We start from the raw sequence: 22231 nt of genomic DNA, 5'->3' as shown, positions 1-22231 counted from the left end.
ACTGCTTCTAGTTTTCTTTATGTTGGTGGGTGCTAAGATCCTATATATTTTGCATATAAAGATTTTGCTTTTGTTATATCATCTGTTCCTTGAATGACAACGCGTCCATTTTTAAAAATAACGAGCGTTACAGTACAATCAATTTTGCATTTTAGTAAATAAGGGTTTATTTCGACTGGACCGATCTTCATTAGCTTTTCTTTCATTTCAGTCATATTGATATCTCTTTCTGTTTTTGGCGATATTTGAATAGCATTACGACCACACAATGCGGTGTAATCTTCGCCATGTTGTTCATTTTTTAAATAATCATATTGATGAAGGGAACACGCCGGGCAATTTGGATTTTTACTAAGTGATAAATCCATTTCCATTTCATCATTTAACCATATATCAAATTGAACTAAATTACTATTTCTATTATTATGGTCGCCTACGAGAATTTTAATAGCTTCTGTCGCTTGCAAACTACCGACTAAATGGGTAATAGGTGAAATGACTCCTACTAAATCACACGTTTCTAGCTGCCCTACCACAGGGGTAGGGAAAAGACAACGATAACAAGGACCTACACTGGAGTCAAAAACCGCAAACATGCCTCGAGAACGAACAGCACCACCATGTATCCAAGGTATTTTATATTTAGCTGACACATCATTAATGATATAACGTGTTACTAAATTATCTGTTCCATCAATAATTATATCAACATCACTTAAAAGATCTTCGGCATTCCACGAATGAATATCGGTAACAATTGGCTCTATAGTAATAGTAGAGTTAATTTTGGTTAGTTTATGATAAGCAGCGATTGCTTTAGGTTTGTTTGTTAATGCATCATTTTCATCATAAAGCGTTTGTCTTTGTAAATTACTTATCTCCACAAAATCACGATCTATTATTCTTACAAAACCAACTCCGCTCCTCGTAAGATGATTAGCAATAACAGTTCCTAATGCACCCATGCCGACAATCACCGCTTTACTGTTTATTAGTTTTTGCTGTCCAGTAATTCCGATTTCGGGGAATAATAGTTGTCTTGAATACCTTTCCAACATGTTATTATTCATTGGATCTCTCCTAAATTTATTAAATGTTCATAAAATACGGACTATTCAACTTGCTACTATTATAATATAATTAACTTGTAAATAGAGGAATAAAAGATAGATTTTTAGCATAATTGTTACTAATTTTCTTCTGTTTTCGTAAAAATTTTTACAAAGGGGTGTACTTAATGAGTTTAGGTGGATTTAAGAACAAAGAGGTAGTTGTTGATTTGACGAACTCGAGCGTTACATATCGGCCAATTAATGAAGACTTAGCCAAAAAGTATATTGGTGGGAGAGGCTTAGGAGTTAAGTATATGTTAGATAACGGCCCAAAAGTGGAAGCGTTTTCAGACGATAATCTTCTTTGTATTATGACAGGTCCCGTTACAGGTTCTCGTTCAACGATGAGTGGCAGACTTTGCGTAGTTACGAAATCTCCTTTGACAGGAACTGTGACAGATTCGCATATGGGTGGTTGGTCAGCGGCTCGTTTAAAATGGGCGGGCATAGATAATTTAATTTTTTCTGGAAGAAGCAGTAAACCTGTTTATTTGTATATTGAAAATGGTGAAGCGGAGCTTCGTGATGCAAGTGATTTATGGGGGAAGGGTGTTCGTGCCACTGTTCAAGCGATGCAATCTCGCTATGGAAAGGACGATTTGAGTGTACTCGCAATCGGTCAAGCTGGAGAAAATCAAGTATTGTTTGCGAACTGGATGAATGAGCACGATCGTGCCGCTGGTCGTGGTGGTACTGGTGCCGTTGCAGGCTATAAAAATTTAAAAGCAATTGTTATTAAAGCTGCCCAAAAGGGAAATATGCCAGAACCAACACATAAACAACAATATTTAGATGCGAATAAAAAAGCGACAAAAGCCGTTATGGAGGGTGGCTTAACAGCACCTAAAAAGGGTGGATTGTCTGTATATGGTACAAATGTATTAATGAATATTATAAATGAGGTTGGTGCCTTACCAACGATGAATTCAAAATTTACTCATTTTGATGGTGCCGAGCAGCATAGTGGTGAAGCTGTTCGTTCTTCGATTCTAGTTAGTGATAATGCCTGTCATGCTTGTCCTGTAGCTTGTAAAAAAGAGGTCGAAGTGAAGGATGGCAAGTATAAGACTAGAGTGGAAAGCTTTGAATTTGAATCTGCATTTGCAGTTGGTTCGAATTGTGGGGTAGCTGATAAAGAAGCGATCGCTTATTTAATTGATATTTGTAATGAGCATGGCATGGATACAATCGAACTAGGCCATTCATTATCTGTTTTAATGGAGGCGTATGAGCGTGGATTAACGGAGGAAAAGCTTGACTGGGGCGATGCTGACCGGATGATTGAGGTTGCGAGACTTATCCCTTTCCGTGATGGAATCGGAAATGTATTGGCAGATGGACCTGCTCGTGCTGCCGAAAAATTTGGTGCACCTGAACTTGCGATGTGCGTGAAGGGTCAAGCAATTCCTGCCTATGATCCACGTGGTATTCAAGGAATTGGGCTTGGCTATGCGACGAGTAACCGAGGAGCGTGTCATTTACGTGGCTATACAGTTGCAAGTGAAATCGCTGGTATTCCAGAGCCGACAGACCGCACGAAAGCTGAAGGCAAAGGAGAGCTATTAAAAATATTCCAGGATTTATTATCGTTCTCAGATTCGATGAATATTTGTAAGTTCTCTTCCTTCTCTGAAAATGCAGAGCATTATGCGGAGCAATATAGTGCAATGACAGGAAACGAGATTACTGCTGACGATGTCATGAAAATTGGCGAGAGAATTTATAATCTTGAACGTTATTACAATAATCTTGCTGGATTTAATAAACGTGAAGATGATTTTCTACCTAAACGGTTCACTGAGGAGCCAGGTACGGGTAATAGTGCTGGAATGTTAAGCCGCATGGATATTATGTTAGATGAATACTATCAAGTTCGTGGCTGGAAGGATGGCGTTGTTCCTGAAGAAAAGCTGAGAGAGTTAGAGATTATTTAAGGGGAAAAATAATAGTAGGCACGAGGATGTTCGTAAATGATCGATACGTAAAGCAACTATTATGCTTTTTGAGTTACGATCGGAATGAACTCCTCGTGTCTTTTTTGTTCTGTAGGAAATTCATTTGATCCTGTGGATAAATACTATAGCAAAGAGTGTAGTCGTCCAGCCCCAGCGCCCAGCGACTGGTAAACTTCGCTCATCTCTTTTGCGTTAAGTCAACATCGCCTCGTCCCTCGTCGTGTTTTGTTTATCTCAGTCGATGCGCTCTTAGTTTATACGTCGCTAAGGAGGGCGCTTGCGCATTTGTTCTTATTCAGCCGCCAACACGAGTTGTTTTCTTACGGAAGTCTTTGAGCAGAGATTGTAATATTGCATCAGTTTCAGCACGAAACACGATATGGACGGCATTTACGATAAATGTAGACGTAATTTTCACCTCTTCTTCTTTAATAATTGAAATTCTCCACTGATTCCCTTCAAAGTTAATCGGAAAAGTGTCTGATAATTGCACACCATTTAGCTCTTTGACGTAATCAATTAAGTGCTTTAACTGAATTCCTCTAAATTCCAAATGCTTTTCAGATTTCATTTTAACCACCAGCCACGGGAGGAAATAAAGCAAATTGATCGTCTTCTTTTACCTTCGTTAATAGTCCATCCTTATGAATGATGTTTTGTCCATTTATAAACACATGAACAAATTGCTTCAACTTTCTTTCGTCTGTAAAGATTTCATCCTCGAGAGCAGGGAACATCTTTACAAGATCTTCTAAAATATCAATTACAACAAGTGAATGTGTCGGTACATCAACAACACTTGATCCACATATGTCCCTTAAGTTAGCGAAAACCTTTACTTTCATCGACACCCCCCCTAAATAAATTATAACAAATTTAGAAATTTTTAGCGCATATAACGATCTGTATCGAATTGCAATTCACAAACAATTTAGTTCAGTATATAATTTTACTAAATACCACTATACGTATATTGGAGGAGTTATTATGTATGATGTAATTATTATTGGTGGAGGCGTATCAGGATGTTCTGCCGCTATATACACTGCTTTCGGAAAACTAAAAACATTGGTGATTGATGCAAAAAAATCTCAAATTATTCCAATCAGTCAAGTAGTGAACTATCCCGGCATTCAAAAAACTACAGGAGAAGAGCTTTTACAAACAATGAAAGGACAAGCCCTTGAAAACGGTGCTGATTGGTTGGATTCAGTTGTTACAGATTTAAAAGAAAACGATGGGATTTACAATGTTGTAACAGCAAATAATGAAACGTATGAGGCAAAATACATTATAATTGCAACAAATATTAACACGGAGCTATTAGAACGATTAGGGTTTGTTGTCGAGGTCAATGATAAAGTTCCTAGTGGAAAAATCAAGCGTGTACAAGGCGTAGGTTTTGACGGAAAAACTTCACTTGAAAACGTATTTATTGCTGGCTTATTAGCCAATCTGTCAACGCAGTGCGTTATTGCAGCTGGTCAAGGTGCACAAATCGGCGTTGACATTGTTTCAAAAGAAACTGGCAAAGCTTTTGTATGGCATGATCTGTAAGTGACGTTTACGATGTACAGGTGCTTTTTAAAAAAAATTAATTCCATCCTTATAAAGATCCTGTTAGAATATGTAGATGCTAATTTATAGAAACTGCAAGTGAATGAAAGAACCACATCTAATAGAACAATGAGTTATTTGTGTCGTAACAATATAATAGATGCATGAAATGTAATAAATTTACCTACACTATGACCGAAACCATAAACATTTGGAGGGGTAAAGATTGGGTAAAAAAGACCGCAATCGCCAGCAGCCCAAGAAAAATAATCATACACCTGAGGATGCTGTTATGGCGAAAGAAATTGCACATAGTGAGGAATACTCAGCAAAAAGAAGAAAATCATAAAGCAAAATGTTTTATTAGCTAAAACGAGCTTCAATATGATCGGTAAGGAGGCTTCATCAAAAGGATGAAGCCTTTTTGCTTTTCTGGATTTTCTAAATATGTTAAATATTTCACATAATGTTCGTTAATTTTTCCTATTACTAACAGACTATTGGTAATTAACTTGGTAATATATAGATAGGGAGGTGCGAACCAATGCTAACTGGATTTAAAAATTCACTAAATACAATTCTTTCTCTATTCAAGGAAAATGGTTTAAATGCCCGCTATATGGAATGTGAAGGAAGATTTATGTTTCGAATTGATGAAATGATGTGCGATGCAGGTTTTGGGTGCGACAATGTCGTTTTAGATGTTTTTTTTGATGAAGAAGAAAAAGTGCTATTTATCGGGTTGTTGCGCTTTCCAAAAACTATGAGAAGGACAGGCTTAGGTTCTAAAATTTTAAAAGTAATAATGGATTACGCAAACCAACACCATTTTTTCATTTATTTAGATGCATGGAATGATTCCCAGCCGTTTTGGAAAAAACATGGCTTTAAGCATGTCTACTATGATAAATACCACTTTGAAATAATGGGTTACTCTGGAGATGGAAAAGATATTTTCCATGAATGGGATGAGTTTAAAAAGACGAAGGTTTTTCACACGTATTTAAGCTGTCATGAATAATAGTAGACTGAGAAGTCACAAGTGTTTTCGGCTTTTTCACAACTTGGGTTCACAACTTGGGTTCACAACGCAAATTTAAAATCGGTAGCGGACATGGGTTCCGTTATTTAATGAAAATTGGCTTGTATTATTAGTTAACGGACATACAATCCGCTAATTGATAATGTACGAGCCATTTTTATATGATTATAAGGAAATAACGGATCTGCTGTCCGCAAACAATGCTATTGGTCATGTATTTATCAAAATAACGGATCTGCTGTCCGCAAACAATGTATTGGTCTCGCATAATCAAAATAATCGATCCGTTGTTCGTAAACGACACATTGTGTCCCAACGTCAGTATAGCACTTTTTATACATAGTACTATTCAAACAAAATAAGCCCAGCTAAAACTGCTGGGCACATTTCAAAAACACAATTAATTTTTATTTAAAATTGGTTGTAGTGCTTGTTCTAATGCTGCTATCTCTTGATCGTTTAAAGGTACGAGTGGCAGACGGACGGAACCAACATCGATGCCTTTTAAGACAAGAGCAGCTTTCACGGGTGTAGGATTTGGTGCAGTAAACAAAGCTTTCATAATTGGTAATAGCCTTCTATGGATGGCACTAGCTTCTATTGTATTACCATTTAAAAACGCTGTCACCATGCTTTGCATTTCGTTACCAATTACGTGTGATGAAACAGATACAATCCCTGTTCCACCAATTGCTAAGACCGGAATTGTCAAACTGTCGTCTCCGCTATAAAGACTAAAATTATCATCAGTTTCCTCAATAATTTTTGCCATTGCTTCTAAATTACCGCTTGCCTCTTTAACACATACTATATTATCAACCTTTGACAAGCGAATGATTGTTTCGGGCGTCATATTTACGGATGTACGACCAGGGATATTATAGAGCATGACTGGTAATGATGTTTCTTGAGCAATTGCCTTAAAGTGCTGATAAAGTCCTTCCTGAGAAGGTTTATTATAGTAAGGGACTACTAACATAATTCCGTTAACACCTAAAGCTTCGGCTTTTTTAGTTAATTCAATCGATGCTCTCGTATTGTTTGAACCAGTACCAGCTATCACAGGTACTCGCCCGTTTACAGTTTCAACAACCTGCTTAAATAATGATAGCTTTTCCTCATTTGTAAGAGTTGGAGATTCTCCAGTAGTACCGGCGACAACGATTCCCTCTGTGCCATTAGCAATCAAATATTCAACTAATTCATTTACTTTTTCGGAATTTACGTCACCATTTTCTTTAAAAGGTGTCACCATAGCTGTTAAAATACGACCAAAATTCATATTCATCATCCCCGTTTCTATGATATTACTATAAATATTCAAGAAGAATAAAAAATGCAACAACGAAGGCTATCGCTGTTGCATTGGAAGTATGATCTATTTATTCCTATGCGTGAGATAGCCCTCCATATAGCAGATGTGCTATATGACAATCTTGCAGCTGTTAACTACAAAACCAGTGTCTAAGAATAATGAGCTTCTCATCACTTCGGCAAATTCCCCTTTCCACAAAGTTCAATGGAACTCATTTTCCTCCCAATGTGTACTGATGGTTTTTGCACCTCTATTCTCACTTCAATTTGAATTGAAGTAAAATTATCAAGTTTATTGAAACTTTAACAGAATTTAAGGTTGTTTTCAAGTAAAAGAGCGAAAAAGTGTAAATTTTTATAATAAAAGATAAAATATACATACTGATGGTAAGGTGACAAAAGTAAAAAAGAGGAGCGGAAGGAAATGGATAATAGACAACATGAACTTGCAACCTTCGCTGGCGGTTGCTTTTGGTGTATGGTTTCTCCCTTTGATGAACTACCTGGAATTATAAGTGTTACATCTGGATATACGGGTGGTTATAAAGAAAACCCAACGTATGAGGAAGTTTGTTCACATACAACTGGTCATTATGAGGCGGTGCAAATCATCTTTGATCCTCAGCTTTTTTCATATAAAAAACTGCTAGATATTTTTTGGCGCCAAATCGATCCTACAGATGAGGGAGGACAATTCTATGATCGTGGACTTTCCTATCAAACTGCAATTTTTTATCATAATGAAACGCAAAAGCTTATTGCCGAACAATCAAAAAAACAGTTGGAGGAAAGTGGAAGGTTTTCGAAACCGATAGTTACTGAAATTTTACCAGCAAAGCCATTTTATCCAGCAGAAGAGTATCATCAAAATTACTATAAAAAGAATTCTTTTCGCTATCATCTCTATAAAAAAGGCTCAGGTCGTGAAAACTTTCTCAAAAAGCATTGGGGAAAACCCAAAAACGAGGAGCTAAAGGAAAAATTGACCTCGATGCAATATGAGGTTACCCAAAATAATGGCACAGAGCCACCTTTTCAAAATGAATACTGGAACGAAAAACGCCCCGGCATTTATATTGATATTATTAGCGGTGATGTTCTTTTCACTTCTTTAGATAAATTTGATTCAGGCTGCGGTTGGCCTAGCTTCACAAAACCCCTTCATAAAGATTTAATAGAGGAAAAGGTCGATTTGTCACACGGGATGGTTCGGACGGAAGTAAGAGCAAAAAATAGTGATTCCCATTTAGGCCATGTATTTACAGACGGTCCAAAACCAGGAGGCTTACGGTATTGCATCAATTCGGCTGCTCTTAAGTTTATTCCGAAGGAGGATCTTGAGAGGGAAGGGTATGGTGACTTTTTAATACTTTTCAAATAACCGCATTAGTGGTAAAGTACTTTTCATGGAAAATTTGTAGGATTGGATATTATAGCAATTAATTTCATAATATGATGCAATGATGCACGACAGAAGAGGGAAGGAATTTTTATGGGACAGTACGCAATAGCAAATACAAGACCTGTTTATAATATTTTATTTATTATCGGATTAGTTCATTTACTAAATGATTCACTCCAGGCTGTTATTCCGGCAATGTTTCCGATTCTTGCTGATTCATTGGGATTTAGTTATACGCAGCTTGGTATAATCGCCTTTGTATTAAATATGACAGCGTCCGTATCGCAACCGTTAATTGGTTCGTATACGGATAAAAAGCCTATGCCCTATGCACTGCCTATTGGCTTAAGCTTATCATTTGTTGGTATGTTAGGTTTAGCGCTAGCACCTTCATATATATTGATATTGCTTTCGGTGATGTTTATCGGCTTAGGCTCCGCTGTCTTTCATCCGGAAGCTTCTCGCGTTGCCCATATGGCATCTGGAACACGAAAAGGATTTGGTCAATCAATTTATCAAGTTGGCGGAAATACCGGACAGTCGTTGGCTCCGCTTATAACAGGACTAATCTTAGTACCGCTCGGCCAATTTGGAGCAATATGGTTTACACTAGTAGCCTTTATAGCGGTATTATTTTTAATATATATCGCTAAATGGTATGGCGATGAAGTTCGTTTATATGAAAAAAAGAAGGGGAATAACCCCTCAGCAACAGTTGGTGTAAATAAAGCAATCAAAATTGCAATGGTACTCCTCGTATTTTTAGTGTTTGTTCGCCAGTTTTACCATGCTGCCATCACCAATTTTTATACCTTTCACTTAATTGAAAATTTTGGGGTAGATATTGATGAAGCATTAAATTACATTTTTCTATTCCTTGTTGCTGGTGCGGTAGGGACGTTTTTAGGGGGACCAATAGCCGATAGAATTGGCAAGAAAAATGTTTTGTTTTTCTCAATGATTGGAGCAGCACCGCTTTGTATAATGCTTCCTTATGCTAGTTTAGCAGTTTCGATGATATTATTAACTGTGATTGGCTTTATTCTCCTTTGTAGCTTTTCGGTTTCAGTTGTGTATGCCCAGGAGCTTATGCCGGGGAAAATCGGGATGGTTTCCGGCTTGATCATTGGTCTTTCCTTCGGGCTTGGCGCAATTGGCTCTGTTGTTTTAGGTTGGTTAGGGGACCAAATCGGTATTTCAACAACACTTGTTTACGCAAGCTTTTTACCGCTGATCGGAATATTTACTATGTGGTTGCCAAGTGACGAGAAAATCGCTGAGCTTCATGAGCAACAGCAAACAGAAGCATAGGCAATATTAGCCAAATTTTTGAATTATAGATGTAAAGGTATACAGGCTGGATGCAAATTTTGCACTCAGCCTGTTAGTACTTTATTGTTTGACTCGGAATTAAAAATGTAGTACTTCCTCCTAGAGTTCATTTCTACCTTATATTCTACTAAAAGCTTTAATCAAACTATTGAACAATAACACAACTGTGAGTTCATATCTACTTATACTAATAAAATATTATCTACGACTATTATAATGTAAAGTGGTCTGGCAAAAATTTTTTGTAGTACATGTGATTACTTTTTGATAATACATCGTTCGCTCCAGAAACCGGTATAACACTTCCTGTAATTAGGTCTGAATGAGAATCAATAAGAAATGCGATGACGCGGGCGATGTCCTGGCCAGTTCCTTGTTTTGAAAATGTCACAGTTTGATTTTCATGCCGTTTTGTTTTCTCGATAGAGCTTTCCTTCCATTCATCGCGAATATCCCCAGGATTAATCATATTTGCGGTTATTCCATATGGGAATTCTTCAATAGAAATAGTCCGTGTTAACGAAACAAGGCCGGCTTTGGCGGCAGCAAACGCAGAACGATATGCCCAACCTGGCGCAGTTTCGGCACGATCAAATCCTTTATTGATGATTCGCCCCCAGTTGTTGTTACGCATGATTGGGATGATTTCTTTACATAAATAGAAAACCGAATTTAAATTTCCGTTGATTATGTAAGACCATTCTTCTTCAGAATACTCCATCAACGTTTTGCGTTCGTGAATGTATGGTCCAGCGTTATTTATAAGAATATGTACTGTACCAAACAAAGATAATGCCTTATTCACTAATCGTGCGCATTCGTGTTGCTTTGAAATATCAGCTTGGATTGGTATAGCTTGTATATTAAATTTCTCAGCTAACTGAGTAGCTAGCTCAATTGCTTGTCGTTCACTTTTTCGGTAATTAATGATAAGGTTGACACCAAGTGTGGCTAATTCCTTTGTTGTTTGTTTCCCAATACCTGACGCTCCACCTGTTATAATAGCAACTTTAGTACGCAAAAAAGCCCCCCCTTATAACCATTTGCAGTTCAAACTACTGCGATTCCATTTAATGTTTTTATATATGTATTACATCGCAGTCGTTTTCTTCCCAATTTTTTTAAATGGTAACAAATTTTAGGGGACTTAAACAAACATTACGCATTATTAAGTTTTGGGTCAGATTTTGGCATAGGGATAAATTTTTGTTTTTGAATAAAGTTTAATCTAAAGTATAATGTCGTAGCACCAACCGCTAGACCAATTATCAAACCAATCCAATAACCAAAAGCTTGAAAGGATGTATAGTTTGCTACGATATAACCTATCGGTAAACCAATTAACCAATAAGAAATCAGCGCCATTATAAATGTCGCATTTACATCTTTATAACCACGCAATGCTCCTTGAATTGGTGCTCCAAATGCATCAGAAAGTTGAAATAAAATCGCATATAATAAAAACTGCTTCGTTAAAAGCAACACCTCTTGATCATTTGTATAGAGTCCTGCCACTTCTTCTCTGAAAAGGAATAACAAAATAGATGTTACAACAGCAAGCAAAACAGCAACAGTAAGCCCTAAATAGCTATATTCCTTTGCATCCTTATATCGTCTTGCCCCAACTTCATGTCCGACAACAATTGTCATAGCTATCGAAATGCTTAACGGGATCATATATATAAAGGATGAAAAGTTTATCGCTGCTTGGTGTGAAGCAATGGTAATGGTGTTGTATTTACTCATTAACAATGTTACAGCCGAAAAAACACTTGTCTCAAAAAACATTGCAAAGCCAATTGGAATTCCTATTTTTAAAATATCTTTCATAGCTGCCAAATTTACTTTAAACCAAGTTTGGAATAATTGATACGTCTTAAATGGCATTTGTTTTATGACAATAATGATTGCTAAAAATAATATAAACCAATATGTTATAGCAGTAGCATAACCAGTGCCTATTCCACCCAGCTTTGGAAATCCTAGTTTACCAAAAATTAAGATATAATTAAAAAAGATATTAATTGGTAATGAAATGAGTGTAATCATCATTGTGACTCTTGTTTGACCTAAAGCATCAATAAAGCAGCGAAGAACTGTATAAATAAAAAATGGTATAATCCCGTAGGATAGACCGATTAAATAATGCTTAGCAATATAAGAAACCTGACTCGTTAGTGACATATTGTTCAAGATCATGTCAACAAATAAAAAGCCTGACATAATAACGAGTAAAGCAAGGCCAACTGATAAATACATTCCTTGTGTGATCGAATAAGGAATAGTGTTTGTTTGTTTCGCTCCGATTTGCTGGGCAACGATCGGTGTAATTGCCATCAGAACACCAGTAATTCCAGTAAATATTGGCACCCACAAACTAGAACCGATGGCAACCCCTGCAAGATCATTTGCTCCAGCCTTTCCAGACATTGTTGTATCAAAAAAATTCATCGCATACATACCTAATTGCGTAATTAGAATTGGAAACAAAATTTTATATAATTGACTGAGCTTCTCGTTAATCGTGTTTGTCTGTTCCATCATCAAATCCCCAATTCATTATATTTCGTATATAGCCGTAAATAAATATTATACCACAATGGTTAAAAATACTATTTTTTACTATATAATTCATAATCTTATTTTGATCTTATTTTGAATCAAAGAAAGGGAAAAATTTTTAAATGATTAAACAAAAGTAGGCGAACTGATGTGTTATAATTAATAATGAAATTAGTTATGGATAATTTCAATTTGGATATGTAATTCCACTTTAGTTATGACAATTGATGCATTATTGAATCATTAATATTATGAGGACATGAAATGGGGGTAAAAAAGGATGGACGATCAAAAGCTTGCACGTTTTTTTGAAGAGAAAATTAATCTTGCAAAGATTCAATTCGAAAGAACAGTTGAGTGTAAACATACAGAGTTTGACGATTTATATCCTTATATGAGTGAACAGCCGACTTTCTTCTGGTATAAGCGATATGTTGCTTGGCAGGAGTTGTTAACGATTGTTAAATTAGCAGAAGAGCTCCATATCGAATGGAAAACGTTTTTTACGACGAATCAACTTGGTTTTATTGAAAAAAAAGTTCTCGATGCAAAGGTTTTAGACGAGTGGTTTGAGGAATGCTGTCAAGAATCATAATTCAACTTTTTATTTGTAAGAGATTGCGAACATAAGCAATCTCTTTTCTGCTTATTTGTAAGCAATTGTATTGTTGACTTGTAAGTGAAAGAAATGAGCGGGAAACGAGGCACTCCTACGGCTCAATGAGCCTGAGAGACCCTGAGCTGAGGTGTGAGGTGATGGTCCTCAATGCTTCGTCAGTGGAAAGTGAGTGGATATTATCGAATTTGAACAATTATAAAACGAAAAAGCTTTGGAAATCGGGCATGAACGTATATAATACGAGAAGAAATGTTTTTCAAATGAAAGGGGTTTTTGGAATATGATTCATAATTCATGGCAAAATGCAAAAACAATTAAAAAGGTAAAGTGTGTACATACAAATGCTGCAAAATACAAGGTTGACACTGCTTTAACAGTTGGAAAATTATATGATGTGAAAAATGAAACGGATGAATTTGTATTTATTATTGATAATACTGGCAAAGTAGGCGGCTATTACAAGGATTATTTTGAAGTAGCAGAGTAATATGGCGCTCATACTTGAGTAGAGAGGATTTGAAATAGTGAAACGCATCAAAAGAAATACGGTTGAATTGCTAGCGCCTGCCGGTAATTGGGAGGCTCTCCGGGCTGCAGTTGCAAATGGAGCAGATGCTGTCTATTTTGGAGTTGAAAATTTTAATGCAAGAGTTCGGGCAAAAAATTTTCAAATGAATGAATTGCCTGCTGTCATGGCATATTTACATAAATACAATGTACGTGGCTATGTGACTTTTAATATTGTAGTATTTGAAAATGAATTGAATCAAGCCAGTTCACTTGTCGAGGCATGCATGGATGCTGGGGTAGATGCTTTAATTGTTCAAGACATGGGCTTACTTAAATTAATACGGGAACTCTCGCCTGATTTCCCAATTCATGGATCAACACAAATGACCGTTACGTCTCCGGAAGCAATTGATTTTTTAAAACCATATAATCTGGAGGTTGTAGTCCTTGGCCGAGAAAACAATTTACAACACATTAAAACAATAGCAAACAAAACCGATATCCCCCTCGAAGTTTTTGTCCATGGTGCTATTTGTGTATCGTATTCCGGACAATGTCTCACATCTGAAATGTGGGGTGGACGTTCTGCAAACAGAGGTGAGTGTGCTCAAGCTTGTCGCCTTCCTTATGATTTAGTTGTTGATGGTGAACTAAAGGAAATGGGGAATATTGCCTATGTTTTATCTCCAAAAGATTTAGCCGCGTTGGAAATTGTTCCCGAACTCATCGAAAATGGTGTATCATCGTTTAAAATCGAGGGGCGATTGAAATCTCCAGAATATGTAGCAAATGTTGTTAGTAAATATCGAAAAGCAATTGATGAGTATTTAGCCGGTAATGAATATTTTCCCACGAAAGCAGAAGTTCGTGAGCTACAACAAAGCTTTAGCCGGGGCTTTACTTTTGGGTTTTTAAAGGGAACAAATAATAAGCTGTTACTAGATGGAACCTTTCCGAAAAGCCGAGGTGTTTACGTTGGCACAGTGAAAAGAGTATTACGCGATGCTATTGTTTGTGAGCTTGAAGCACCTTTAAAACGCGGTGATGGTATAGTGTTTGATGCCGGAAGGCCAGAGGAAAAAGAAGAGGGCGGACGTGTATATGATCTTCGAAAAAAAGGGAAAAAGCTCGATGGCGGGGTTTCAAATGGATTAATCGAAATTGTAACCGGTCGTCATGATATTAATTTAACGAAGCTGCATGTAGGGGATAAGATTTGGAAGACGAGTGATCAGGAGCTGGACCGTCGCTTGCGTAAAACATTTGAAACAGAACAAGCGTATCGATTATTCCCTATTTCAGTAAGTGTTAGCGGATCGATTGGGCAACCTCTAACAACAGTGTGGCATGATATCCTGACTGATAATTATGTTACTGTTGAATCGATAGAGACTTTGGAAAAAGCTTTTAAACGTCCGTTAACAAAGGACTATTTGCGAGAACAGCTAGGACGTTTAGGTGGAACAATATTTGTTCTTGATTCGGTAGATGTCTTTTTACCTGAAGAAGTAATTGTTCCAGTAAAAGAATTAAACCGAATTCGTCGTGAAGCAATTGAACAGCTTCTTACCTTAAGGCAAACGCCATATAAGTATAAAAAAAGTGAGCTAAAAATAGAACGTTCACAAGCTCATCATTTTCGTACAACAGAACATCATCGTGCTGAGTTAAACACGCTTTGCCGCACAATGGAACAAATAAACGCGGTGTGCGAAGAAGATGTTGATTTTATCTATGCTGATTTTGAATTTACAACAGACTATCCAAAAGCAGTTGATGTTGTTAGACAACATAACAAACAAATCGCGCTTGCCACTCCAAGAATCCATATGCCGGGAGAAAATGGGATATTAATGGGAATTGTGAAAGCAAACCCAGATGCGATTTTAGTAAGAAGCCTTGGTGCTCTTCAATTTTATGCAGAGCAAAAGCTTGAAATTCCACTAATTGGTGATTTCTCTTTAAATATTACGAATTCGAAGGCTGTTGAATTATTTTTAAAACGAGGATTAGAACGGATCACGCCATCTTATGATTTAAATATTCAACAAGTTCTTGATCTAATCGGGCAATCACCTGCAAGTAATTTAGAGGTTGTCATTCACCAACATTTGCCGATGTTTCATACAGAGCATTGTGTATATTGCACATTTTTAAGCGAGGGTACTAATTTCACAAATTGTGGACGCCCTTGTGAGCAGCATCGGATTTCGCTTAAGGATCGAGTAGGGATGGAGCACCCAGTAAGAGTGGATATTGGCTGTCGAAATACCGTTTATAACGCTATTGAACAATCAGGTGCTGAATACTTATCGAATTTTACCGATCTAGGTATTGATCATTTTCGTATTGAATTTCTCGAAGAAAATGCCGAGAAGGTGAAAGAGGTTATCAGGCTTTATCGTGAAGCGCTTGAAGGAAAGAGAACTGGTTCAAGTGTTTGGCGGCAGTTAAAAGCAACGAACCAATTAGGTGTGACGAGAGGACAGTTAATAAAAAAATAATAGTAGGAGGAGAGTTCCTCTTACTATTTTTTTGGATGTGAAACCCCTTCTAAATTTCGTATATTATACTATATATAGTTGCAATTTTTCTCGCGGTTCTATATATTGTCATAGATTGTTCTAAAAATATTCAAAGTATTTTATGCAAATTTTAACCTATTTTGTCTTGTTTTATATTATCATAGTAGAGGTAGGTACATTATTGATGAGAGTCCTCATTTTTAGTGGTGGGAATTTAGATACAGTTGCTCTTACATATATAAAGGATGATGATTACATAATTGGCGTTGATCGCGGGGCATATTTTCTTTATTCGCATAAAGCTAAAATGAATCTAGCAATCGGTGACTTTGATTCTGTGACATACGAGCAGGCAAATGAAATTAGATCTTATGCAAATGAAACGATAGCATGTGATCCAATAAATAAGGATGAATCAGATACTGAAATGGCATTTAACTATGCAATTAAACTGAATCCAACGGAGATTCTTCTTTTTGGTGTGCTAGGAAGTCGATTTGACCATTCTATTGCGAATATTCACTTATTATACAAAGGGTTACAAGCAGGTATTTGCTGTACAATTATTGGTAAAATGAATAAAATTCAGCTTACTGCCAACACAATAACAATAACAAAAGATGATTTTCAATATGTTTCATTGCTTCCCTTATTTAGTGAAGTACATGGCATTACGCTAAACGGTTTTCAATATCCGCTTCATAATGCTAGTCTCAAAATTGGTGATTCACTTGGAATTAGTAACGTCCTTACTGATTCGAATGGACGAATATCAATTTCTTCAGGAGTTTTAGTTGTCATTCAAAGCAAAGATTGTTGACGATGAAATGTGGGCAAACCAAATAATGTAGGGAAAGGAGTGAAGTAAAATGACGAAAAAGATAAGTGAATTATATGAGCATGAATTAATACAAATGGCGCAGAAAAACCTTTATAAAGATCAAATTGCAAAGGAATGGTTTAGTCGCTGGGGATTAGAATTTCCACTGATTAGAACCGCATTTGGTGTTAAACAATATGGAGATACTTTTACCAACACATCTGATCGTTCTAACAATGACTATTTTGTAATTCATATGTAAGTTATGATGAATACATTTCTATCCCTTAATATCCATAATGTTTATTGTTAGACATAAATCGGTGTTTATTCTAAAACATAAATGAATATCTGTTCTAAAATATGATTAAATGTCTGTTGTTAGACATAAATCGGTGTTTATTCTAAAACATAAATGAATATCAGTTTTAAAATATGATTAAATGTCTGTTGTTAGACATAAATCGGTGTTTATTCTAAAACATAAATGAATATCTGTTCTAAAATATGATTAAATGTCTGTTTTAAACATAACAGTTCATACATATACAGTTAAAACCCGACAAAGCCAGTGATTTTGGCATCGTCGGGTTTTTATTTTTGACTAACTATTGTTAAACACTATAACAGCAGTAATTACAGTCTAGTTTTTGTTTTAAATGCAGTTTAAGTTATTACGCATACTTTTCTGCTACTTGCTTTTGAATTGATTCGTTTTCTAAAAACTCATCATACGTCATTTGCTTATCAATAAGACCTTTAGGTGTTAACTCAAAAATCCGATTGGCGATTGTTTGGACAAATTGATGGTCATGTGAAGCAAAAAGAACTGACCCTTTAAACGCAATAAGTCCATTATTTAACGCTGTAATAGATTCAAGGTCTAAATGGTTCGTAGGTTCATCAAGCAAAAGCACATTCGCACCGCTAAGCATCATTTTTGATAACATACAGCGAACCTTCTCACCACCGGAAAGAACGCTGGCTTTCTTTAATACTTCCTCTCCAGAGAATAGCATTCGTCCTAAAAAGCCTCTAAGGAAGCTTTCACTTTGATCGTTTGGTGAAAACTGGCGTAGCCAATCTACGAGATTAAGGTCGCTATTTTCAAAATACTTTGAGTTATCCTTTGGAAAATACGATTGTGATGTTGTGACACCCCATTTGAAACTCCCGCTATCCGCCTCAATTTCGCCCATTAAAATTTTAAATAAAGTTGTTTTAGCGATTTCATTTTTACCAACGAGCGCGATTTTATCGCCTTTGTTCATCGTGAAGCTAACGTTATCCAACACTTTTTCTCCATCTATTGTTTTTGTCAGCCCTTCAACTCGCAGCAAGTCGTTACCGATTTCACGGTCAGGTGTAAAGCCAACATACGGATAGCGCCGCGATGATGGACGAATATCATCGAGTTGGATTTTATCTAACAGTTTTTTGCGAGAAGTTGCTTGTTTTGATTTTGACGCGTTTGCACTAAAGCGGGCAATAAATGCTTGCAATTCTTTAATTTTTTCTTCCTTTTTGCGATTCGCATCTTGGGCCATTTTTAGTGCTAGCTGACTTGATTCATACCAAAAATCATAGTTACCTACATAGATTTGAATTTTTCCAAAATCCAAATCTGCAATATGTGTACAAACTTTATTCAAAAAGTGGCGGTCATGGGATACTACAATCACTGTATTTTCAAAGTTTATAAGAAATTCTTCTAGCCACCCTATCGCTTTAATATCGAGATGGTTAGTCGGCTCATCTAGGAGCAATACATCGGGCTTTCCAAACAAAGCCTGAGCTAATAATACTTTTACTTTTTCAGCACCTGTTAAATCCGCCATTTTTTTATAGTGAAGGTCTTCTTCTATTCCTAACCCTTTTAAAAGAATGGCTGCCTCAGAATCAGCCTCCCAACCATTCATTTCTGCAAATTCCGCCTCTAGCTCAGCGGCTTTCATCCCGTCCTCATCAGTAAAATCAGGCTTCATGTAAATGGCATCCTTTTCCTGCATTACTTCATAAAGGCGTGCATGCCCCATAATGACGGTTTTTAATACTTCAAATTCTTCATATTCAAAGTGGTTTTGCTTCAATACGGCAAGGCGTTCGCCCGGCCCCATAAAAACATCGCCAGTTTGTGGTTCTATTTTACCTGATAAAATTTTTAGAAAAGTAGATTTTCCCGCACCATTTGCCCCAATTAAACCATAGCAATTCCCCGGGGTAAATTTAATATTCACATCTTCAAATAGCTTCCGGTCCCCATAACGCAAACTTACATTACTAACTGTAATCATTCCTGACAATTCCTCCAAATTCATAATATCTATCAGATTATACCAAACAATATGAGATAATGCGATAAAGGGAATCTTCCAGCACGATAAATTGAGCCTTCTACACCATAAAGTGAATCATCTATCCCGATAAATTAAGTTTCTAATGCGATAAAGAAACCCTTCAAACAATAGACCAAAGCCTAAGTCCATCTTTTTGCTTTTCTGAAAAAATCCGATCTTTCTAGACCTTTTCTATGCGACTTAATATGTTTATAAGGTAATCTGAAGACAGGTAATAGGGGGAATAACCAAAATTACCCATGTAAATTATTATTTAATGTTGGAAAAAGAAGTGGTACAATTATTAAATAATCTTAATTTGCAGATAATTTAATTAAAAATGGAGGGGTTATTGGTGGCTGAATTACGAAGTAATATGATAAAAAAGGGGTTTGACCGAGCACCTCACCGCAGTTTGCTGCGCGCAGCAGGTGTAAAGGAAGAGGATTTTGATAAACCATTTATTGCAGTTTGTAACTCATATATTGATATTGTTCCAGGCCATGTACATTTACAGGAGTTTGGGAAAATTGTAAAGGATGCAATCCGCGAAGCTGGCGGTGTGCCATTTGAGTTTAATACAATTGGTGTTGATGATGGTATTGCAATGGGTCATATTGGTATGCGTTATTCATTGCCAAGCCGTGATATTATTGCTGACTCTGTTGAAACAGTTGTGGCTGCACATTGGTTTGACGGGATGGTTTGTATTCCAAACTGCGATAAAATTACACCAGGTATGATGATGGCAGCGATGCGCTTAAATATTCCAACCATCTTTGTAAGTGGTGGCCCAATGAAAGCTGGTGTAACAAGCACTGGAAAGAGACTTTCACTTTCGTCTGTTTTTGAAGGGGTTGGTGCGTACCAAGCAGGTCAAATTGATGATGCGGCATTAACCGAGATTGAACAGTACGGTTGTCCAACCTGTGGTTCATGTTCTGGTATGTTTACAGCAAATTCAATGAATTGCTTGGCTGAAGCACTTGGTCTCGCCTTGCCTGGCAATGGTACTATTTTGGCAGTCTCTCCTGAACGAAGAGAATTTGTAAAGCAATCTGCGAAGCAGCTAATGGAGTTAATTAAGCTAGACATTAAGCCGCGTGATATCGTAACTGAAAAAGCAATTGATAATGCATTTGCCTTAGATATGGCAATGGGTGGCTCGACAAATACAGTATTACATACCCTTGCCTTAGCCAATGAAGCGGATGTAGAGTACTCGCTTGAACGAATTAATGCAGTAGCTGAACGCGTCCCTCACTTAACAAAGCTTGCCCCTGCCTCTGATCTGTTTATTGAGGATTTACAGGAAGCAGGTGGTGTTCACGCTGTTCTTAATGAACTTGCTAAGAAAGAGGGAGCTCTTCATTTAGATACTTTAACAGTAACTGGTAAAACATTAGGAGAAAATATCGTTGGTCATGAAGTGAAAGACTATAATGTTATTAAACCAATTGACAAACCACACACTGAAAAAGGCGGCCTTGCTGTGTTATTCGGCAACCTAGCTCCTGAGGGTGCAATAATCAAAGCAGGTGCAGTTGAGGGCGGAATCACTCGGCATGAAGGTCCAGCGATTGTTTTTGACTCTCAAGACGATGCTTTAGCTGGGATTGTCAATGGTGATATAAAGCCTGGACATGTCGTGATTATTCGTTATGAAGGTCCGAAAGGCGGCCCTGGTATGCCGGAAATGCTTGCGCCAACTTCCCAAATTGTTGGTATGGGACTTGGCACAAAAGTTGCTCTAGTAACGGATGGACGTTTCTCAGGTGCATCTCGTGGTTTATCAATCGGTCACGTATCACCTGAAGCAGCCGAAGGTGGTCCACTAGCATTTGTAGAAAACGGTGATCATGTCGTAATTGATATTGAAAACCGCACAATGGATGTTCAAGTACCTGAGGACGAGTGGAACAAGCGGAAAGAAAACTGGAAGGGCTTTGAGCCTAAGGTTAAAACTGGCTACCTTGCTCGCTACTCTAAGCTAGTTACAAATGCGAGCAAAGGCGGAATATTGAAAATCTAATTATCGCTTAGCAAAATATGGTTGTATTGGAATTTTTGAAGGTGTGTATTTAAATATTGCTATATGAAAGCATAATGGAAGCATAGTACTACTGTAGTGTAGAACTATGCTTTTTTACTGTCTATTGCTAATTTAATAGGTTGGAAGTAAAGCTTGGTGACGACACAAGCGGTTATCATCAGCAAAACGGCCGTAGTCTCGATTAGCTGACGATAAATAAGGTTTACTATCAGCAAAACGGCCGTATTTTCGATTTGCTGACGATAAATAAGGTTTATTATCACCAAAATTGAATCAGATGCGATTTGCTGACGATAAATAGGATTTACTATCAGCAAAACGGCAGTAGTCTCGATTAGCTGACGATAAATCAGTTTTATTATCACCAAAATTGATTCAGATGGGATTTGCTGACGATAAATAAGGTTTACTATCAGCAAAACAGCCGTAGTCTCGATTTGCTGACGATAAATAGGATTTACTATCAGCAAAACGGCTGTATTCTCGATTTGCTGACGATAAATCAGTTTTATTATCACCAAAATTGATTCAGATGGGATTTGCTGACGATAAATAAGGTTTACTATCAGCAAAACAGCCGTAGTCTCGATTTGCTGACGATAAATAGGATTTACTATCAGCAAAACGGCCGTATTCTCGATTTGCTGACGATAAATAAGGTTTACTATCAGCAAAACGGCCGTATTCTCGATTTGCTGACGATAAATAAGGTTTACTATCAGCAAAACGGCCGTATTCTCAATTTGCTGACGATAAATAAGGTTTACTATCAGCAAAACGGCCGTATTCTCAATTTGCTGACGATAAATAAGGTTTACTATCAGCAAAACGGCCGTATTCTCAATTTGCTGACGATAAATAAGGTTTACTATCAGCAAAACGGCCGTATTCTCAATTTGCTGACGATAAATAAGGTTTACTATCAGCAAAACGGCCGTATTCTCAATTTGCTGACGATAAATAAGGTTTACTATCAGCAAAACGGCCGTATTCTCAATTTGCTGACGATAAATAAGGTTTACTATCAGCAAAACGGCCGTATTCTCAATTTGCTGACGATAAATAAGGTTTACTATCAGCAAAACGGCCGTA

Annotated in this window: 20 protein-coding genes and 1 riboswitch; of the genes, 12 read left to right on the top strand and 8 right to left on the bottom strand. The window is 37.0% G+C overall.

What is annotated here, in order from left to right:
- Positions 1–32: 32 nt before the first annotated feature.
- A complete protein-coding gene (locus tag D612_RS0109355) occupies positions 33–1070 on the bottom strand; it encodes a ThiF family adenylyltransferase (protein ID WP_017755200.1) in 1038 nt (345 codons plus the stop codon).
- A 167-nt stretch (positions 1071–1237) separates the two neighbouring features.
- Between D612_RS0109355 and D612_RS0109350 the strand changes: the two genes are divergently transcribed.
- Positions 1238–3046 (top strand): aldehyde ferredoxin oxidoreductase family protein, encoded by a 1809-nt coding sequence (locus D612_RS0109350; protein ID WP_017755199.1) that lies wholly within the window; start codon positions 1238–1240, stop codon positions 3044–3046.
- A gap of 316 nt (positions 3047–3362) precedes the next feature.
- Here D612_RS0109350 and D612_RS0109345 read toward each other — a convergent pair whose 3' ends face one another.
- Both D612_RS0109345 and D612_RS0109340 read right to left on the bottom strand, forming a co-directional pair.
- Positions 3363–3638 carry a hypothetical protein gene (locus D612_RS0109345; RefSeq protein ID WP_017755198.1) on the bottom strand — a complete coding sequence of 92 codons (276 nt, stop codon included), beginning with the start codon at positions 3636–3638 and terminating at the stop codon, positions 3363–3365.
- A gap of 1 nt (position 3639) precedes the next feature.
- Positions 3640–3912: a ubiquitin-like small modifier protein 1 gene (locus D612_RS0109340; RefSeq protein ID WP_017755197.1), complete on the bottom strand. Its 273-nt coding sequence runs from the start codon at positions 3910–3912 to the stop codon at positions 3640–3642.
- A 142-nt stretch (positions 3913–4054) separates the two neighbouring features.
- On the opposite strand from D612_RS0109340, the gene D612_RS0109335 reads away from it, so the two are divergent.
- The 3 genes from D612_RS0109335 (at position 4055) to D612_RS0109325 (ending at position 5645) form a co-directional block, all read left to right on the top strand.
- On the top strand, positions 4055–4624 hold the full coding sequence (locus D612_RS0109335; protein WP_017755196.1) for an NAD(P)/FAD-dependent oxidoreductase: 570 nt from the start codon (positions 4055–4057) through the stop codon (positions 4622–4624).
- A gap of 226 nt (positions 4625–4850) precedes the next feature.
- Positions 4851–4973, top strand: a complete 123-nt coding sequence (locus D612_RS19955; protein ID WP_017755195.1) for a hypothetical protein — start codon at positions 4851–4853, stop codon at positions 4971–4973.
- A gap of 195 nt (positions 4974–5168) precedes the next feature.
- Positions 5169–5645, top strand: coding sequence for a GNAT family N-acetyltransferase (locus tag D612_RS0109325; protein ID WP_017755194.1), 477 nt, complete (start codon positions 5169–5171; stop codon positions 5643–5645).
- 421 nt (positions 5646–6066) lie between these two features.
- Here D612_RS0109325 and dapA read toward each other — a convergent pair whose 3' ends face one another.
- Entirely contained in the window at positions 6067–6948 is an 882-nt protein-coding gene (gene dapA / locus D612_RS18195) for a 4-hydroxy-tetrahydrodipicolinate synthase (RefSeq protein ID WP_017755193.1), read from the bottom strand.
- Positions 6949–7058: 110 nt separating this feature from the next.
- Positions 7059–7242, bottom strand: a riboswitch (Lysine riboswitch).
- Positions 7243–7404: 162 nt separating this feature from the next.
- On the opposite strand from dapA, the gene msrB reads away from it, so the two are divergent.
- Both msrB and D612_RS0109310 read left to right on the top strand, forming a co-directional pair.
- Positions 7405–8361 (top strand): peptide-methionine (R)-S-oxide reductase MsrB, encoded by a 957-nt coding sequence (gene msrB, locus D612_RS0109315; RefSeq protein WP_017755192.1) that lies wholly within the window; start codon positions 7405–7407, stop codon positions 8359–8361.
- A gap of 111 nt (positions 8362–8472) precedes the next feature.
- On the top strand, positions 8473–9693 hold the full coding sequence (locus D612_RS0109310; protein WP_017755191.1) for an MFS transporter: 1221 nt from the start codon (positions 8473–8475) through the stop codon (positions 9691–9693).
- A gap of 232 nt (positions 9694–9925) precedes the next feature.
- Here D612_RS0109310 and D612_RS0109305 read toward each other — a convergent pair whose 3' ends face one another.
- Positions 9926–10735, bottom strand: a complete 810-nt coding sequence (locus D612_RS0109305) for an SDR family oxidoreductase (RefSeq protein WP_017755190.1) — start codon at positions 10733–10735, stop codon at positions 9926–9928.
- Between the two features lie 137 nt (positions 10736–10872).
- Positions 10873–12255, bottom strand: a complete 1383-nt coding sequence (locus tag D612_RS0109300; RefSeq protein ID WP_017755189.1) for an MATE family efflux transporter — start codon at positions 12253–12255, stop codon at positions 10873–10875.
- 301 nt (positions 12256–12556) lie between these two features.
- Between D612_RS0109300 and D612_RS0109295 the strand changes: the two genes are divergently transcribed.
- The 5 genes from D612_RS0109295 to D612_RS0109270 all read left to right on the top strand — a co-directional run bounded on the left by D612_RS0109295 (position 12557) and on the right by D612_RS0109270 (position 17012).
- On the top strand, positions 12557–12871 hold the full coding sequence (locus D612_RS0109295) for a hypothetical protein (protein WP_017755188.1): 315 nt from the start codon (positions 12557–12559) through the stop codon (positions 12869–12871).
- A 304-nt stretch (positions 12872–13175) separates the two neighbouring features.
- A complete protein-coding gene (locus tag D612_RS0109285; protein WP_017755186.1) occupies positions 13176–13382 on the top strand; it encodes a DUF6501 family protein in 207 nt (68 codons plus the stop codon).
- 37 nt (positions 13383–13419) lie between these two features.
- Positions 13420–15909, top strand: coding sequence for a DUF3656 domain-containing U32 family peptidase (locus tag D612_RS0109280; RefSeq protein WP_017755185.1), 2490 nt, complete (start codon positions 13420–13422; stop codon positions 15907–15909).
- Positions 15910–16114: 205 nt separating this feature from the next.
- Positions 16115–16750 carry a thiamine diphosphokinase gene (locus D612_RS0109275; RefSeq protein ID WP_017755184.1) on the top strand — a complete coding sequence of 212 codons (636 nt, stop codon included), beginning with the start codon at positions 16115–16117 and terminating at the stop codon, positions 16748–16750.
- A gap of 49 nt (positions 16751–16799) precedes the next feature.
- Positions 16800–17012 carry a hypothetical protein gene (locus tag D612_RS0109270; protein WP_017755183.1) on the top strand — a complete coding sequence of 71 codons (213 nt, stop codon included), beginning with the start codon at positions 16800–16802 and terminating at the stop codon, positions 17010–17012.
- Positions 17013–17424: 412 nt separating this feature from the next.
- Here the strand turns inward: D612_RS0109270 and D612_RS0109265 are convergent, their stop codons facing one another.
- Positions 17425–19044 (bottom strand): ABC-F family ATP-binding cassette domain-containing protein, encoded by a 1620-nt coding sequence (locus D612_RS0109265; RefSeq protein WP_017755182.1) that lies wholly within the window; start codon positions 19042–19044, stop codon positions 17425–17427.
- Between the two features lie 397 nt (positions 19045–19441).
- Between D612_RS0109265 and ilvD the strand changes: the two genes are divergently transcribed.
- Positions 19442–21118 carry a dihydroxy-acid dehydratase gene (gene ilvD, locus D612_RS0109260; protein ID WP_017755181.1) on the top strand — a complete coding sequence of 559 codons (1677 nt, stop codon included), beginning with the start codon at positions 19442–19444 and terminating at the stop codon, positions 21116–21118.
- A gap of 104 nt (positions 21119–21222) precedes the next feature.
- On the opposite strand, the gene D612_RS0109255 is transcribed toward ilvD, so the two are convergent.
- The coding region (locus D612_RS0109255) for a hypothetical protein (RefSeq protein WP_161603224.1) at positions 21223–22231 on the bottom strand (1009 nt) is incomplete at its 5' end.

The sequence above is a fragment of the Calidifontibacillus oryziterrae genome, from assembly GCF_000331575.1.
Lineage (GTDB): Bacteria > Bacillota > Bacilli > Bacillales > Bacillaceae_J > Calidifontibacillus_A > Calidifontibacillus_A oryziterrae.
The sequence above is the reverse complement of the archived record's forward strand: the minus strand, read 5'-3'. Positions and strand labels throughout refer to the sequence as shown.

What these genes read in the sequence shown, in the direction of transcription:
- D612_RS0109355 (WP_017755200.1), bottom strand. Translation starts at nt 1,070, where the DNA reads ATGAATAATAACATGTTGGAAAGGTATTCAAGACAACTATTATTCCCC.
- D612_RS0109350 (WP_017755199.1), top strand. Translation starts at nt 1,238, where the DNA reads ATGAGTTTAGGTGGATTTAAGAACAAAGAGGTAGTTGTTGATTTGACG.
- D612_RS0109345 (WP_017755198.1), bottom strand. Translation starts at nt 3,638, where the DNA reads ATGAAATCTGAAAAGCATTTGGAATTTAGAGGAATTCAGTTAAAGCAC.
- D612_RS0109340 (WP_017755197.1), bottom strand. Translation starts at nt 3,912, where the DNA reads ATGAAAGTAAAGGTTTTCGCTAACTTAAGGGACATATGTGGATCAAGT.
- D612_RS0109335 (WP_017755196.1), top strand. Translation starts at nt 4,055, where the DNA reads ATGTATGATGTAATTATTATTGGTGGAGGCGTATCAGGATGTTCTGCC.
- D612_RS0109325 (WP_017755194.1), top strand. Translation starts at nt 5,169, where the DNA reads ATGCTAACTGGATTTAAAAATTCACTAAATACAATTCTTTCTCTATTC.
- dapA (WP_017755193.1), bottom strand. Translation starts at nt 6,948, where the DNA reads ATGAATTTTGGTCGTATTTTAACAGCTATGGTGACACCTTTTAAAGAA.
- msrB (WP_017755192.1), top strand. Translation starts at nt 7,405, where the DNA reads ATGGATAATAGACAACATGAACTTGCAACCTTCGCTGGCGGTTGCTTT.
- D612_RS0109310 (WP_017755191.1), top strand. Translation starts at nt 8,473, where the DNA reads ATGGGACAGTACGCAATAGCAAATACAAGACCTGTTTATAATATTTTA.
- D612_RS0109300 (WP_017755189.1), bottom strand. Translation starts at nt 12,255, where the DNA reads ATGGAACAGACAAACACGATTAACGAGAAGCTCAGTCAATTATATAAA.
- D612_RS0109295 (WP_017755188.1), top strand. Translation starts at nt 12,557, where the DNA reads ATGGACGATCAAAAGCTTGCACGTTTTTTTGAAGAGAAAATTAATCTT.
- D612_RS0109285 (WP_017755186.1), top strand. Translation starts at nt 13,176, where the DNA reads ATGATTCATAATTCATGGCAAAATGCAAAAACAATTAAAAAGGTAAAG.
- D612_RS0109275 (WP_017755184.1), top strand. Translation starts at nt 16,115, where the DNA reads ATGAGAGTCCTCATTTTTAGTGGTGGGAATTTAGATACAGTTGCTCTT.
- D612_RS0109270 (WP_017755183.1), top strand. Translation starts at nt 16,800, where the DNA reads ATGACGAAAAAGATAAGTGAATTATATGAGCATGAATTAATACAAATG.
- D612_RS0109265 (WP_017755182.1), bottom strand. Translation starts at nt 19,044, where the DNA reads ATGATTACAGTTAGTAATGTAAGTTTGCGTTATGGGGACCGGAAGCTA.